Consider the following 13,769-nt stretch of genomic DNA (forward strand, 5'->3'; position numbering starts at 1 on the left):
GCTCCTGGGTCGGCGGGGAGAGATTTTTCCGCAACCTACTTGAACCTGAACCCGGATTCAACTAGCGTCCGTCGCGTGAGTCAGGTCACACCGATCCCGACCGAGGAAAGTGGCAGCGCATGGTGAACGTGGCAGCAGACGTCTGGTCCATCGCGGATCGTGACCCCGAGCGGGTCGCCCTCCGTTCCCCGCGGGGAGGGCTCACGTACGGCGAGCTCAAGGAAGCCAGCGCCCGGTTCGCCGGCGCCGTCGTGGCGGCCCGGCTGCGACCGCTCGACCGCGTGGTGCTGATCGCCCCGAGCATCGTCGAGTTCCCCGTCGCCTACCTGGGACTGCACGCTGCGGGCATCAGCGTCATCACCATGAACACGATGGCGACGGGCCCGGAGATCGGCTACGTCCTCGACGACTCCGAGGCGTCGCTCGTCGTCGCCTGGCACGAGTGCCAGGACGCCGCGTCCGCTGCCGCGTCCGAGCGCGGCATCGCGTTCTGGCGCCTCGACGAGGGCGCTCGTCTGGACGCCGAGCCGGTGCCCCAGGCGCACGAGCACGCGCCGGACGACACGGCGATCATCCTCTACACGTCGGGCACCACCGGCCGCCCCAAGGGCGTCGAGCTCACGGCGACGAACCTGGTCGACACCACCGCGTCGTTCATGCCCGTGCTCAACCTGACGCCCGACGACCGCTTCGGCACCGGTCTCCCGCTCTTCCACGTCTACGGCCAGGCCGTCGTGATGAACACGGTGCTGGTGCAGGGAGCGTCGCTCTCGCTGCTCGCGCCGTTCGAGCCGACGCAGATGCTGGAGATGGTGCGCCGCGACCGCCTCACCGTGCTCGCGGGCGTGCCGACGATGTGGAACGCGATGCTGCACGCCGCCACCGACGAGTTCGGCCCGTCCGACTTCGAGCAGCTGCGGCTCGCGACCTCGGGCGGCGCCTCGCTGCCCGCCGAGGTCATGCGCGCGTTTTTCGACCGGTTCGGCTGCACGATCCTCGAGGGCTACGGGCTCACCGAGTCCACGGGTGCCGCGACCTTCAACGACATCAACCGCCCCCAGAAGGCCGGGACGGTGGGACCCGCCCTGCCGGGGACCTCCATCGAGGTCCGCGCCGTCGACGGAGGCGTCCTCGAGGCCGGGGAGGTCGGCGAGGTCTTCCTGAAGGGGCCGACGATCATGAAGGGCTACCGGAACCGCCCCGACGCGACCGCCGCCGACCTGCAGGACGGCTGGCTCAAGACCGGTGACCTCGGTTCGCTCGACGACGACGGCTACCTCAGCATCGTCGACCGGGCGAAGGACCTGATCATCCGTGGCGGCTACAACGTGTACCCGCGCGAGGTCGAGGAGGTCCTCTACGAGCACCCCGACATCGTCGAGGTCGCCGTCGTCGGCGTCCCGGACGACCACTTCGGTGAGGAGGTGGCGGCCGTGGTCTCGTTGCGCCCCGGTGCACGGCTCACCGGGGAGGAGCTGCGGGCCTGGGCCAAGGTCCAGCTGTCCGCCTACAAGGTGCCCCGGCTCTACCAGTTCGTCGAGGTCCTGCCGAAGGGCGCGACCGGCAAGATCCTCAAGCGGGAGATCGACCGGGACGCGATCCGGGTCGCGGCCGCGGAGGTGACCGCATGAAGGTCCAGGGGCGGGTCGCCGTCGTGACCGGCGGCGCCGGCGGCATCGGCGCGGCCCTGGCCCAGCGGCTGCTGGAGCACGGTGCGAGCGTGGTGGTCACCGATCTCGACGACGTGCGCGTGAAGGACGTCGTGGAACGGCTGGACGGCGTCGCACCAGGTCGCGTTGCGGGAGTCGCGGGGGACTGTGCCGACGAAGGCGACATCCGCCGCGTCCTCGACCTCGCGGCCGAGCGCTTCGGCCCGGTCGACCTCTACGCCGCCAACGCCGGGGTGGGCCTCGGCCAGGGACTCGAGGCCACGGAGTCCGAGTGGGACACCTCGATCGACGTGAACGTCCGGTCCCACGTGCGGGCCGCCCGTCTGCTCGTCCCGGGCTGGCTCGAGCGGGGCGAGGGCTACTTCCTCAGCACCGCGTCGGCGGCCGGCCTGGTCACGCAGATCGGCTCGGCCACCTACTCGGTCACGAAGCACGCCGCGGTCGCGTTCTCGGAGTGGCTCTCGGTCACGTACGGGTCGCGGGGCGTCGCGGTGAGCTGCCTGTGCCCGATGGGGGTCAACACCGACATGCTCAACGGTGGCGCCGAGTCCGACGACGAGACCGCGCGCCGTGGCGCCAAGGCCGTCACGGAGGCGGGCGGGGTGCTGGAGCCGCTGGAGGTCGCCGACATCGTGCTCGAGGGCATCGACGCCGAGCGCTTCCTCATCCTTCCCCACCCCGAGGTGCTGGAGTACTTCCGGCGCAAGGGGTCGGACTACGACCGATGGATCGCCGGCATGCGGCGCTACCAGGAGTCGCTCGGATGAGCGCCCGGAGCGCTCGTCGCGCGGTGCTGTTCGACTTCGGTGGGGTGCTGACCTCGAGCGTCCTCGACGGCTTCGCCGCCTTCGGCCGCGAGGAGTGCGGCGACGAGACGCTTCCCATGCGCCTGTTCGCCGAGGACCCCACCGCCCGGCAGCTGCTGGTCGACCACGAGGAGGGGCGCCTCGGGCACGACCCGTTCGAGGCGGGACTCGCCGAGCGCCTTCGCGCCCAGGGGGTCGAGGTCGAGACCGAGGGACTCATCGGTCGGATGCAGGCACGCCTGGTCCGCGACGAGGCGATGGTCGAGCTCGTCGCGACGCTGCGGGAGGACGGTGTGCCGGTCGGCCTGGTGTCCAACTCGCTCGGACGCGACTGCTACGCGGGATTCGACCTGCCCGCGATGTTCGACGCCGTGACCATCTCGGGGCAGGAGGGCGTGCGCAAGCCGTCACGCCGCCTCTACGAGATCGGGTGCGAACGCCTCGGCGTCGCGCCCCACGAGGCCGTCATGGTCGACGACCTCGCCCAGAACATCGTCGCTGCCGAGCGTCTCGGGATGGCCGGCGTCGTGCACCGCGAGGCGGAGGAGACCGCGGCGCAGCTCTCGCAGCTGCTCGAGGTCGGGGCGAGGAGGACCTCCACCGTGCAGTGATCGGGGGATCGAGCAGCACCCCGGCGCGGCCGTCCGGTCGTTCCGACAGCACTGTCTGCCCACCCGGGCGGACCACCCTCAGGAGGAACCCATGAACGTTCGACGCTTCGGCATCGGTCTGGTCGTCACCGCGGCCCTGACCGTCACCGCTGCCTGTGGCAGCGGCGACTCGGGCGGGTCCGGCGACGGAGGCGACGACAGCTACTCGATCGGCATCGTCAAGTTCGCCTCCAGCGACCAGACGTCCGAGCAGGCCATCGCCTCCTTCCAGGCGTACGCGAAGAAGCAGGGCTGGGAGACCAGCGCGGTCGATCCGCAGGGTGCGGTCGACAAGGCCAACGGCGCGATGCAGGACTACGTCCAGAAGAAGGTCGACCTCATCGTCACGGCGGTCTTCGACAGCAACACCCTGACCGCCGGCGCCCAGGCTGCGAAGGCCGCAGGCATCCCGGTGGTCTCGATCTCCGGTGGCACGGCCGACGGCATCACCGCCAACCTCGACGCCGGCGTCTCCAACGGTGAGCCGGTCGCCAAGCAGCTCGTGGAGGACATGGGCGGCGCGGGCGACCTGCTCGTCCTGGGCTACAAGAGCGGCCTGCCGTGCATCGGCCGCGAGGAGGCGCTCGACACGGCGCTGAAGAGCACCGACATCGAGACCACGCGCAACGAGGTGCCGATCCCCGGCCAGGTCGAGGGCAGCACGCAGTTCACGCAGGCCTGGCTCGCCAAGCACCCGAAGGGCAGCGGCAAGCTCGCGGTCTGGGGATGCTTCGACGACCCGGCCCTCGGCGCGATCGCCGCGCTCAAGTCGGCCGGCCGTGACGACGTCCTCGTCTACGGCATCAACGGACAGCCGGGTGCCGTCAACGCGATCAAGGCCGGCGACATGCGGGCCACCGTCTTCCTGCTGGCCGACCAGGCCGGCGAGGACTTCGCGAAGCTCGTCCCGGAGTTCGTGGAGGGCGGCGTCGACGCGGAGCCGCAGGAGGTTCCTCTCACCAACGTGCTGGTCACGACCGACACGATCGACGACTTCCTGGCCGAGTACCCCGACTCGACCAAGTAGTCCCGTCCACGTCCTCCAGGGCCGGCGCCCTGGAACCCCAGAGGAGTGTGCATGAGCGAAGCAACAGCCCTCGACGACCGCGAGGTCGCCCCGGTGCCCGAGCCGACGTGCCTGGAGATGTCCGGCATCTCCAAGCAGTTCGGTGGGCACCAGGCCCTGGAGGACGTGTCCATCAGCCTGCGCCCCGGGCGGGTCCTCGCCCTGTGCGGGGCCAACGGGGCCGGGAAGTCGACCCTCGTCAGGGTCCTGGCCGGGGCGGAGTCGGCCGACGCCGGCACGATCCACGTCCACGGCGAGCAGGTCTCGATCCACGCGCCGCAGGACGCGACGCGGCTCGGCCTGAGCTTCATCCACCAGGAGCTCAACCTGGTCCCGAAGTTCACGGCCCTGCAGAACATGGCGATGGGCGCGGACCACCACCGCTCCGGTGTCATCGACCAGCGCGGCCTGCGTCGCAAGGCCCTGGCCGTCCAGGAGCGCATCGGCTACCGCGTCCCGCTCGACACCAGGGTCGAGGACCTCGCCGTCTCCGACCGCTGGATGGTCTCGCTCGGCCGCTCGCTCATGCGGGACGCGACCATCGTCGCGATGGACGAGCCGACGGCGTCGTTCACCCAGGAGGAGGCCGAGCGGCTCTACGGCATCATCGACGAGCTCACGGCCGACGGCGTCGGGATCCTCTACATCTCGCACCGCCTGGAGGAGGTGCTGCAGGTCGCCGACGACGTGACGGTGCTGCGCAACGGCCGACTGGTCGGGAGCTTCGCCGCGGCCGACCTGGACGTCCCCGCGCTCACCCGCCACATCGTCGGTCGGGACGTGGAGGAGGTCACCCACCGCGAGACGGAGGGCGACCCCACGCAGGCTCCTGAGCTCCTGCGCGTGCAGGGCCTGACCCGCCTGCCGCGGGTGCACGACGTCGACCTGACCCTGCACCGGGGGGAGATCCTCGGCGTGGCCGGCCTCGTCGGGGCGGGTCGCACCGAGCTGGCGCGCATGCTCATCGGGGCGGACCCGGTCGGCTCCGGCTCGATGACGCTCGACGGACGCCCGTACGCACCCCGCTCGCCCTTCGAGGCGATCCGCGCCGGTGTCGCACTCGTGCCCGAGGAGCGTCGTTCCCAGGGCCTGATCCTGCGCAACTCCGTCAGCTCCAACCTCAACATGGCCTCGTTGCGCGACCCCGAGAAGCGGCTGGGCACGTTCAGCCCGCGCAGGGCGGCGCGCATCGCCCGCGACGCGGTGTCCCGGTTCGGCGTCAAGGCCGGCTCCGTCCACGAGAAGGTCGGTGAGCTCAGCGGCGGGAACCAGCAGAAGATCGTCGTCGGCAAGAACGTGCTCGCCGGCCCACGCCTGCTGATCCTGGACGAGCCCACCGTCGGCGTCGACGTCGGCGCCCGCAGCGAGATCTACGACATCATCCGGGCGCTCGCCGCCGAGGGGACCTCGATCCTCATGATCTCCAGCGACTTCGAGGAGCTCGCCATCTGCGACCGCGTCGTCGTGATGCGCGAAGGAACCATCACCGCCACGGTGCCCGCCGCCCGGGCCACGAAGGACCGTCTCACCTCGCTCTGCTTCGGCTCGACAGAACAGGACCTCGCATGACCGTCACCGCGCTCGACCCCACGGCCGTCGTCGCCACCCCCTCCACCAGCACACGCGTGTGGAAGTGGTTCGGCCGCTACGGCGCCCTCCTCGTCCTCGCCGTCCTGGTCGTCAGCACGAGCATCCTCGAGCCCGACACCTTCGCGACCTGGGACAACTTCATCAACATCCTGAACCAGAGCGCCCTGTCGGCGATCATCGCGATGGGGCTGACGTTCGCGCTGGTCACGGGCGAGTTCGACCTCAGCATCGGCAACGTCGCGAGCCTGTCCGGCGTCATCTGCCTCTCGGCGATGGTCGACCAGGAGATCGGGGTCGTCGCCGCGCTCGTGCTGGCCGTCGTGATCGGTGCCGTGGTCGGACTCGCGAACGGCCTGGTGGTCACGCTGCTGAACGTGAACGCGCTCGTCGCGACCCTCGGCATCGGCACGGTCGCGGTCGGCATCAACTACGCCGTCGCCGGTGGCACGCCGGTGGGCCTGCCGGACCCGGCCGGCTTCATCCAGCTGACGCTCGGCCGCTTCCTGGGGATTCCGTACCCGGTGTTCATGATGCTCGGCCTCGCCGCCGTGCTGTGGTTCATCCTCAACCGCACCGTGCTCGGGCAGTCGATGCAGGCGGTCGGCGGCAACGCCGTGGCCGCCCAGCTCTCGGGCATCCGCGTCGACCGGGTGCGTGTCTTCGCCTTCGTCATCTGTGGCATCTGTGCCGCCCTCACCGGCATCCTGCTGGCGTCGCGCACCGGCAGCGCGGCGGTCTCCGGCGGCGACAGCTACCTGCTCGCCGCGTTCGCCGCAGCCTTCTTCGGGTCCGCGGTCCTGCGCGACGGCGAGTTCCACGTCATCGGCACGCTGATCGGTGTCGTCACGGTCTCGGTGGGCTTCAACGCCATCGCCCTCGTGGGGCTCGAGACCTACTGGCAGTACCTGTTCCAGGGTCTGCTCCTGATCCTCGGTGTCGGGGTGGGCTCGCTGGCTCGCCGCCGTGCCTCGATGGCCTAGCGCGGGCAGGACCAATTTTATGAAGTTGAACTCAGATTCATGTAAGGTCGAGTCATGACGACGACGTCCCCGGAGGAGACGAGGTCCGAGCCGACCGTGCTCTCCGAGCGACGCGGTGCGGTGCTCGTCCTCACCCTCCACCGGCCCGAGCGGCTCAACGCCTGGACCAACGCCATGGAGGACGCGTACTTCGCCGCGCTGCTGGCGGCCGACGAGGACCCCGACGTGCGCGCGGTGGTGGTCACCGGTGCAGGCCGAGGCTTCTGCGCCGGCGCCGACATGGGCGACCTGGCGGGCGCGGCGGACGCCACCGACGCCGAGATCGACCGCCCGCTCCCGCGGCACCTGCCGCTCACCCTCCGCAAGCCGCTCGTGGCCGCGGTCAACGGGGCCGCGGCCGGTCTCGGCATGGTCGAGACGCTCTACTGCGACGTGCGCTTCGCCTCGCCCGACGCGGTGTTCCTCACGGCCTTCTCGCGTCGCGGTCTCGTGGCCGAGTACGGCATGGCCTGGCTGCTCCAGCGGCTCGTCGGGCCCGGACGCGCGGCGGACCTGCTGCTCTCCGGACGACGCGTCGACGGGGACGAGGCGCACCGCATCGGGCTCGTCGAGCACCTCGTGCCCGCCGACGAGCTGCTCGAGCGGGCCGTCGCCTACGCCGCCGACCTCACGACGTCCTGCTCCCCGTGGTCGATGGCCACGATCAAGTCCCAGCTGCTCCTCGACGCCGAGCGCAGCTTCGCCGAGTCGGTGCAGGCCGCCGACGTCCTAATGCGCGAGTCCTTCCGGGGCTCCGACATCGCCGAGGGCGTCGCGAGCTTCACCGAACGGCGCCCGCCGGTGTTCGCACCGCTACCTCGCAAGGAGATCTGATGGAGTTCGCACCGAGCCAGAGGTCCGTGGAGTACCAGGAGAAGCTCCTGGAGTTCATGGACGGCTACGTCTACCCCGCCGAGTCCGTCTACGCCGCCCAGATGGCGGAGTCGGGCAACGCCAACTTCCACCCGCCCATCCTCGAGGAGCTCAAGACCGAGGCCAGGAAGCGTGGTCTGTGGAACCTCTTCCACCCGCACGAGCGCGAGGACTGGGGAGCCCCCGGCCTGAGCAACCTCGACTACGCGCCCCTCGCCGAGATCACCGGGCGCAGCCCCTACATCGCGCCCGAGGCGATCAACTGCAACGCCCCCGACACGGGCAACATGGAGGTGCTCGAGCTCTTCGGAACCGACGAGCACAAGGAGAAGTGGCTCAAGCCCCTCCTCGCCGGCGAGATCAACTCCGCCTTCTGCATGACCGAGCCGGAGGTCGCGAGCTCGGACGCCACCAACGTCCAGCTGCGCATGGACGCCGACGGCGACGAGTACGTGCTCAACGGCCGCAAGTGGTTCGCCTCCAACGCGCTGCACGCCAACTGCAAGGTCCTGATCGTCATGGGCAAGACCGACGTCGAGGCCGCGAAGCACCGCCAGCAGTCGATGATGGTGGTCCCGCTCGACACTCCCGGCATCACGATCGTCCGAGGGCTCCCGGTCTTCGGCTACATGGACCGCGAGGGTCACGCGGAGATCCTGTTCGAGGACGTCCGGGTGCCCAAGACCGCCCTGCTCGCCGGCGAGGGTGACGGCTTCATGATCAGCCAGGCCCGCCTGGGACCCGGTCGCATCCACCACTGCATGCGGTCGATCGGCATGGCCGAGCGCGCCCTGGACCTGATGATCGAGCGCGCGCAGAACCGAGTCACCTTCGGCGAGCCCGTGGCCAACCGGTCCAACATCCAGGACTGGATCGCCGAGGCGCGCATCGACATCGAGATGATCCGTCTGCTCACGTTCAAGACCGCGTGGCTCATGGACACGGTGGGCAACCAGAAGGCGCGCACCGAGATCGCGGCGATCAAGGTGGCCGCTCCGGCCGTCGCGCTCAAGATCATCGACCGCGCGATCCAGGTGCACGGCGGTGGCGGCATCACCGACGACTTCCCGCTCGCCAGCTTCTACGCCCACCAGCGCACGCTGCGTCTGGCCGACGGCCCGGACGAGGTGCACAAGCGCACCATCGCCCAGGTCGAGCTGCGCCGGATCAACGCCGACTGGAACAAGAAGAGGTGAGCGAGCCGCTCGCGGGTCGCACCGCGATCGTCACGGGCGCCTCGCGCGGCATCGGCCTCGCGGCCGCGGCGGCGCTGCACGACGCAGGCGCCAACGTGGTGCTCACGGCGCGGACGGAGGAGGCGGCCCGGGCGGCCGCCGACTCCGTCGGCCCGCGGGCGCTCGGGATCGGGGCCCACGCGACCGACGAGGACCTCGCCCGTGCGTGCGTGGAGCGGACGATGGAGGCGTTCGGCAGTGTCGACGTGCTGGTCAACAACGCCGGCACCAACCCGGCCTACGGCCCGGTGCTCGCCCAGGACCACGGCCGCTTCGCCAAGACGCTCGACGTGAACCTGTGGGCGCCGATCCTGTGGTCACGCCTCGTGGTCGACGCCTGGATGGGCGAGCACGGCGGCTCGATCGTGAACACGGCCTCCATCGGCGGCCTGTCGGTCGGTCCCGACCTCGGGATCTACCACGTGTCGAAGGCCGCCCTCATCCACCTGACGAAGCAGCTGGCGATCGAGCTCGCACCGTCGATCCGGGTCAACGCCGTCGCGCCGGGTGTCGTGCGGACGAAGCTGGCCGAGGCGCTGTGGAAGGAGCACGAGGGAGCCGTGGTGGAGCGGACGCCGCTCGCCCGGATCGGCGAGCCCGACGACGTCGGGGCGGCCGTGCTGTTCCTCGCGTCGTCCGCGTCGTCCTGGATCACCGGGGAGACGCTCGTCATCGACGGCGGCCAGATGATCGGGTCCGGTGCGGCGGCCGATGCCCTCGCGGCGCGGGTCGAGGGCTGAGTCGTGCCCGGGACCGCGACCGACGTCGCGCTCGACCTGGACGTGCTCGCCGCGCTGCTGCGTGCCGACGGCCACGAGGTGCAGGGAGGCCTCGTGGCCGACCGGGTGGGTCGTGGCCAGTCGAACCTGACCTACCTCGTGCGCGACGAGCACGGCGCTCGCTGGATCGTCCGGCGCCCGCCACGTGGCGAGCTGCTCGCCTCGGCGCACGACGTGCTGCGCGAGCACCGGATCCTCGCGGCGCTCTCGGACACCGACGTGCCCGTGCCGCAGGTCCTGGGACGCTACGTGGACGACGCCCTCGCCGAGACCCCGGTGGTGGTCATGGAGCACGTCGACGGGCTCGTCGTCGACCGCGACGAGGTGGCGGAGGGGCTCGGCCTCTCGCTGCGGGCCGCGATCGGACCGTCGCTCGCACGCACGCTCGCGGCGGTGCACGAGGTCGACGTCGACGAGGTGGGGCTGGGTGACCTCGCGAGCCGCTCGCCGTACGCCGCCCGCCAGCTCAAGCGCTGGTCCCGGCAGTGGGAGGCCTCGCGCACGCGTGACCTGCCCCGGCTCGACGCCATGACCGAGCTCCTGCGCCGGCGCATGCCCGAGCAGTCCACGCACGGTGGGCGCGACGTCGCCCTCGTGCACGGTGACTTCCACCTGCGCAACGTCATCGTCGACCCCGAGCTGGGCGACGTGCGTGCCGTGCTCGACTGGGAGCTCAGCACCCTCGGCGACCCGCTCGCCGACATCGGCAGCCTGCTCGCCTACTGGCCGGAGGCCTCCGACGGTGCGACCCACGCGTTCGCCGCGTCGGCGCTGCCGGGCTTCTCCTCGCGCGAGCAGATCGCCAGGACCTACCTGGAGGCCTCGGGCCGCGAGCGGTCCGACCTCGACTACTGGCACGCCCTCGGCCTCTGGAAGATCGCCGTCATCGCCGAGGGCGTGATGCGGCGGGCCCTGGACGAGCCGAGCAACGCCGCCGACGGCGGCCCACCCGTGCCGGAGGCCATCGACCAGCTGGTCGAGCGCGCCTGGGTCGTCGTCGAGACCGCCGGTCTCGACCGCTGACCGGCCCACCCATGATCCGACCCCACCCGATCCACGACCGAAGGAGCACGACATGACCGAGACCCCCTACGTGGGCGACTTCCTGAAGGACTCCCCGAGGAACTGGGGCAAGTGGGGGCCCGACGACGAGGTGGGCTCGTTGAACTACCTCACGAGTGCGGAGGTGCTCCGCGGCGTCGCCGAGGTCCGGTCGGGCGAGGTGTTCACGCTGCAGGTGCGGATGGGCGATCCGTCCGGCGACCCGGTGTGGCCGGGCCGCGAGAGCATCCAGCGCACGAACGTGATGGACGAGGGCTTCTTCCAGCGGGGCGAGGGCGTGGAGACGCCCGGCGGAGCGCACTACTCCGACGACGTCGCGACGCTCTACCTGCAGGCGTCCACGCAGTACGACTCCCTCGGCCACGTCTGGTACGACGGCCAGATCTGGAACGGCTACGACGCCGCCACCACCGACGGCGCGATGGAGAAGGCGTCGGTCCTGCCCATCGCCGAACGCGGTGTGGTCGGGCGCGGCGTGCTGATCGACGTCGCGCGTCACCGGGGCAAGGCGGCGCTCGACAAGGGGGAGACCTTCACCCACGAGGACCTGCTGGAGATCGCTGCCGCGCAGGGCTGCACGATCGAGAAGCACGACATCCTGGTCGTCCGCACCGGCTTCGTCGGGTCCTTCTACCGGCAGAGCGCCGAGGAGTTCTACGACGGCTTCCTCGAGCCGGGCCTCACCTACAGCCCCGAGCTCGTCGAGTGGTTCCAGGCGATGGAGATCCCGAACCTCGTCACGGACACGATCGCGAACGAGGTGACGCTGGAGCCCTCGAGCGGCGTCACGCTGCCGCTGCACAGCGCCCTCATGCGCAACCTGGGCGTCGCGTTCACGGAGATCGCGTGGCTGGAGGACCTCGCCGCCGCCTGTGCCGCGGACGAGCGCTGGACGTTCCTCTACACTGCCGCACCGCTCAAGGTCGTCGGTGGCACGGGCGCCCCCGTGAACCCGGTGGTCGTGCGATGAGCGCGTTCGACGTGGTCGCGACGATCCAGGCGCAGGAGGGGCGCGGTGACGAGCTCGCGGAGATCCTCCAGGCGTCGCTCGTGACGGTCCGTGGCGAGGAGGGATGCCTGCGCTACGACCTGCACCGGGTGCGACGTCGACCGGACGAGCTCGTCATGCTCGAGCGGTGGTCCTCGGTCGAGGCGCTCAAGGCGCACGGAGCGGCCGAGCACTTCCAGGAGACCTCGGCCAGGCTGGCGCCCCTGCTCGCCGCGGCGCCGGTGGTCCGGGTGCTGGAGGCGGTCGACGTCGCGGACCCCTCATGAGCCCCGAGGGGCTCTGGAACGGCGACACCGGTTTGCACCGCCACGCCGTCGCCAGTAGAACAGCACCATGAGCGAGCAGCCCGCGGCGAGGAAGGACGTGGTCCCGGCCCTGGCGGACACCTCCGGCCTGAAGGAGCCGCCGACCACTCGCCGCGGTCTGCGCACGCGGGCGGCACTCGTGGCGTCCGCGCGGACGGTGTTCGAGCGCGACGGCTTCCTCGCCTCGAGGCTCACGGACATCACCGCCGAGGCCAGCTGCTCGACCGGGACGTTCTACACCTACTTCAACAGCAAGGAAGAGATCTTCCTGGCGGTGATGGAGGCGGCGCGCGACGAGATGCTCCACCCGGGCATGCCCCACGTCGAGGAGGCCGACGACCCCGTCGCGGTCATCGAGGCGAGCAACCGCGCCTACTTCGAGACCTACAAGCGCAACGGTCGGTTGATGCGCCTGCAGGAGCAGGTCGCCACGATCGACGACGACTTCCGTCGGCGCCGGCTCGAGCGCGGCGAGGCGTTCGCGCGCCGCAACGCCAAGAGCATCCAGAAGCTCCAGGAGGACGGCCGGGTCGACGCCACGCTCGATCCGATGATGACGTCGCGGGCGCTCTCGGGCATGGTCAGCCGGCTGGCCTACTCGAGCTTCGCGCTGGGGGAGAACTGGTCGGTCGACGACCTCGTCGAGACGTCGACGCGGTTGTGGGCCAACGCGCTCGGGCTCACCACCGAGCGCTGAGTCAGAGCGCCAGCACGAGCTTGCCCGTGTTCGCGCCGCTGAACAGCATCAGCAGGGTGTCGCCGAACGCGTCGATCCCCCCGGTCACGACGTGCTCGCGCGCGATCAGCGAGCCGTCGGCGATCATCGCGCCGATGCCGTCGACCGCCTCGCCGTACCGGTCCTCGTAGTCGAAGACGAGGAAGCCGGCCATCGACGCACGGTTCACCAGGAGCGACATGTAGTGCGCCGGTCCGGGGGCAGGCTCGGTCGCGTTGTACGTCGAGATCGCGCCGCAGATCGCGACGCGTGCGCCGAGTCGCAGGGTGCGGAGCGCAGCATCGAGGACCACGCCGCCGATGTTGTCGAAGTAGACGTCGATCCCGTCGGGCGCGGCCTGACGCAGGGCGCGGTGCACCGCGCCCTCGCGGTAGTCGACGGCGGCGTCGAAGCCGAGCTCGTCGGTGAGCCACGCGCACTTCTCGGGACCGCCGGCGATGCCGACGACGCGACAGCCGCGGGCCTTCGCGAGCTGGCCGACGACGGAGCCGACCGCACCGGCCGCACCCGAGACCACGACCGTCTCGCCCGGCTGGGCTCGAGCGACGTCGAAGAGGCCGAACCACGCCGTCATGCCCGGCATGCCGAGCGCACCGAGCCAGGTCGGGGCCGGGGCCACGGCGAGGTCGACCTTGGTGAGGTCGGCTCCCGCGACCACCGCGTGGTCGGTCGCTCCGATCGTGCCCATCACGGTGTCGCCCGGCGCGAGGCCCTCGACGCGCGAGGTGACGACCGTGCCGATGCCGAAGGCACGCATGACCTCGCCGATCCCGACGGGTGGGACGTAGGACCGGACGTCGTTCAACCAGCCGCGCATGGCCGGGTCGAGCGACAGGTGGGATACGGCGACGTGCACCTCACCGTCGGCGGGGTCGTCGAGCCGGTCGTCCGACACGTCCCAGGTGGACGCGTCGGGCAGGCCGACGGGGCGCGCGGCGAGGTGGACCCTGCGGGCGGTGATCGGCACGC

14 protein-coding genes are annotated in these 13,769 nt (G+C 70.9%); 13 read left to right on the forward strand and 1 reads right to left on the reverse strand.

What is annotated here, in order from left to right:
- The first annotated feature begins 128 nt into the window (after window positions 1-128).
- From RQG84_RS02985 to RQG84_RS03045, 13 genes are all read left to right on the forward strand, one after another.
- Window positions 129-1,631 carry an AMP-binding protein gene (locus RQG84_RS02985; protein WP_311208794.1) on the forward strand — a complete coding sequence of 501 codons (1,503 nt, stop codon included), beginning with the start codon at window positions 129-131 and terminating at the stop codon, window positions 1,629-1,631.
- A complete protein-coding gene (locus tag RQG84_RS02990; RefSeq protein WP_311208795.1) occupies window positions 1,628-2,437 on the forward strand; it encodes an SDR family NAD(P)-dependent oxidoreductase in 810 nt (269 codons plus the stop codon). The genes RQG84_RS02985 and RQG84_RS02990 overlap by 4 nt, the downstream gene beginning before the upstream one ends.
- A complete protein-coding gene (locus tag RQG84_RS02995) occupies window positions 2,434-3,087 on the forward strand; it encodes an HAD family phosphatase (protein WP_311208796.1) in 654 nt (217 codons plus the stop codon). The genes RQG84_RS02990 and RQG84_RS02995 overlap by 4 nt, the downstream gene beginning before the upstream one ends.
- 91 nt (window positions 3,088-3,178) lie before the next feature.
- Window positions 3,179-4,153, forward strand: coding sequence for a sugar ABC transporter substrate-binding protein (locus RQG84_RS03000; RefSeq protein WP_311208797.1), 975 nt, complete (start codon window positions 3,179-3,181; stop codon window positions 4,151-4,153).
- A gap of 51 nt (window positions 4,154-4,204) precedes the next feature.
- Complete coding sequence (locus RQG84_RS03005; protein ID WP_311208798.1) at window positions 4,205-5,761, forward strand: sugar ABC transporter ATP-binding protein; 1,557 nt, start codon at window positions 4,205-4,207, stop codon at window positions 5,759-5,761.
- Window positions 5,758-6,762, forward strand: a complete 1,005-nt coding sequence (locus RQG84_RS03010) for an ABC transporter permease (protein ID WP_055963422.1) — start codon at window positions 5,758-5,760, stop codon at window positions 6,760-6,762. The genes RQG84_RS03005 and RQG84_RS03010 overlap by 4 nt, the downstream gene beginning before the upstream one ends.
- 54 nt (window positions 6,763-6,816) lie before the next feature.
- Complete coding sequence (locus RQG84_RS03015) at window positions 6,817-7,635, forward strand: enoyl-CoA hydratase-related protein (RefSeq protein WP_311208799.1); 819 nt, start codon at window positions 6,817-6,819, stop codon at window positions 7,633-7,635.
- The gene (locus tag RQG84_RS03020; RefSeq protein ID WP_055963428.1) at window positions 7,635-8,870 is read left to right on the forward strand and encodes an acyl-CoA dehydrogenase family protein; all 1,236 of its coding nucleotides are present in this window, start codon (window positions 7,635-7,637) and stop codon (window positions 8,868-8,870) included. The genes RQG84_RS03015 and RQG84_RS03020 overlap by 1 nt, the downstream gene beginning before the upstream one ends.
- A complete protein-coding gene (locus RQG84_RS03025; protein ID WP_056579817.1) occupies window positions 8,867-9,649 on the forward strand; it encodes an SDR family oxidoreductase in 783 nt (260 codons plus the stop codon). Before RQG84_RS03020 ends, RQG84_RS03025 begins: the two co-directional genes overlap by 4 nt.
- 3 nt (window positions 9,650-9,652) lie before the next feature.
- Window positions 9,653-10,711 carry a phosphotransferase family protein gene (locus tag RQG84_RS03030; protein ID WP_311208800.1) on the forward strand — a complete coding sequence of 353 codons (1,059 nt, stop codon included), beginning with the start codon at window positions 9,653-9,655 and terminating at the stop codon, window positions 10,709-10,711.
- A gap of 52 nt (window positions 10,712-10,763) precedes the next feature.
- A complete protein-coding gene (locus tag RQG84_RS03035; RefSeq protein ID WP_056579818.1) occupies window positions 10,764-11,720 on the forward strand; it encodes a cyclase family protein in 957 nt (318 codons plus the stop codon).
- Window positions 11,717-12,025 (forward strand): putative quinol monooxygenase, encoded by a 309-nt coding sequence (locus tag RQG84_RS03040; protein ID WP_311208801.1) that lies wholly within the window; start codon window positions 11,717-11,719, stop codon window positions 12,023-12,025. The genes RQG84_RS03035 and RQG84_RS03040 overlap by 4 nt, the downstream gene beginning before the upstream one ends.
- Before the next feature lie 67 nt (window positions 12,026-12,092).
- On the forward strand, window positions 12,093-12,761 hold the full coding sequence (locus RQG84_RS03045) for a TetR/AcrR family transcriptional regulator (protein WP_055963443.1): 669 nt from the start codon (window positions 12,093-12,095) through the stop codon (window positions 12,759-12,761).
- Between the two features lies 1 nt (window position 12,762).
- Here the strand turns inward: RQG84_RS03045 and RQG84_RS03050 are convergent, their stop codons facing one another.
- Window positions 12,763-13,767 carry an NADP-dependent oxidoreductase gene (locus tag RQG84_RS03050; protein WP_311208802.1) on the reverse strand — a complete coding sequence of 335 codons (1,005 nt, stop codon included), beginning with the start codon at window positions 13,765-13,767 and terminating at the stop codon, window positions 12,763-12,765.
- Between the last annotated feature and the right edge of the window lie 2 nt (window positions 13,768-13,769).

The sequence above is a fragment of the Aeromicrobium sp. WCS2018Hpa-31 genome, assembly GCF_031843905.1.
Lineage (GTDB): Bacteria > Actinomycetota > Actinomycetes > Propionibacteriales > Nocardioidaceae > Aeromicrobium.

What these genes read in the sequence shown, in the direction of transcription:
- RQG84_RS03005 (WP_311208798.1), top strand. Translation starts at nt 4,205, where the DNA reads ATGAGCGAAGCAACAGCCCTCGACGACCGCGAGGTCGCCCCGGTGCCC.
- RQG84_RS03015 (WP_311208799.1), top strand. Translation starts at nt 6,817, where the DNA reads ATGACGACGACGTCCCCGGAGGAGACGAGGTCCGAGCCGACCGTGCTC.
- RQG84_RS03020 (WP_055963428.1), top strand. Translation starts at nt 7,635, where the DNA reads ATGGAGTTCGCACCGAGCCAGAGGTCCGTGGAGTACCAGGAGAAGCTC.
- RQG84_RS03040 (WP_311208801.1), top strand. Translation starts at nt 11,717, where the DNA reads ATGAGCGCGTTCGACGTGGTCGCGACGATCCAGGCGCAGGAGGGGCGC.
- RQG84_RS03035 (WP_056579818.1), top strand. Translation starts at nt 10,764, where the DNA reads ATGACCGAGACCCCCTACGTGGGCGACTTCCTGAAGGACTCCCCGAGG.
- RQG84_RS02990 (WP_311208795.1), top strand. Translation starts at nt 1,628, where the DNA reads ATGAAGGTCCAGGGGCGGGTCGCCGTCGTGACCGGCGGCGCCGGCGGC.
- RQG84_RS03045 (WP_055963443.1), top strand. Translation starts at nt 12,093, where the DNA reads ATGAGCGAGCAGCCCGCGGCGAGGAAGGACGTGGTCCCGGCCCTGGCG.
- RQG84_RS02995 (WP_311208796.1), top strand. Translation starts at nt 2,434, where the DNA reads ATGAGCGCCCGGAGCGCTCGTCGCGCGGTGCTGTTCGACTTCGGTGGG.
- RQG84_RS03000 (WP_311208797.1), top strand. Translation starts at nt 3,179, where the DNA reads ATGAACGTTCGACGCTTCGGCATCGGTCTGGTCGTCACCGCGGCCCTG.
- RQG84_RS03010 (WP_055963422.1), top strand. Translation starts at nt 5,758, where the DNA reads ATGACCGTCACCGCGCTCGACCCCACGGCCGTCGTCGCCACCCCCTCC.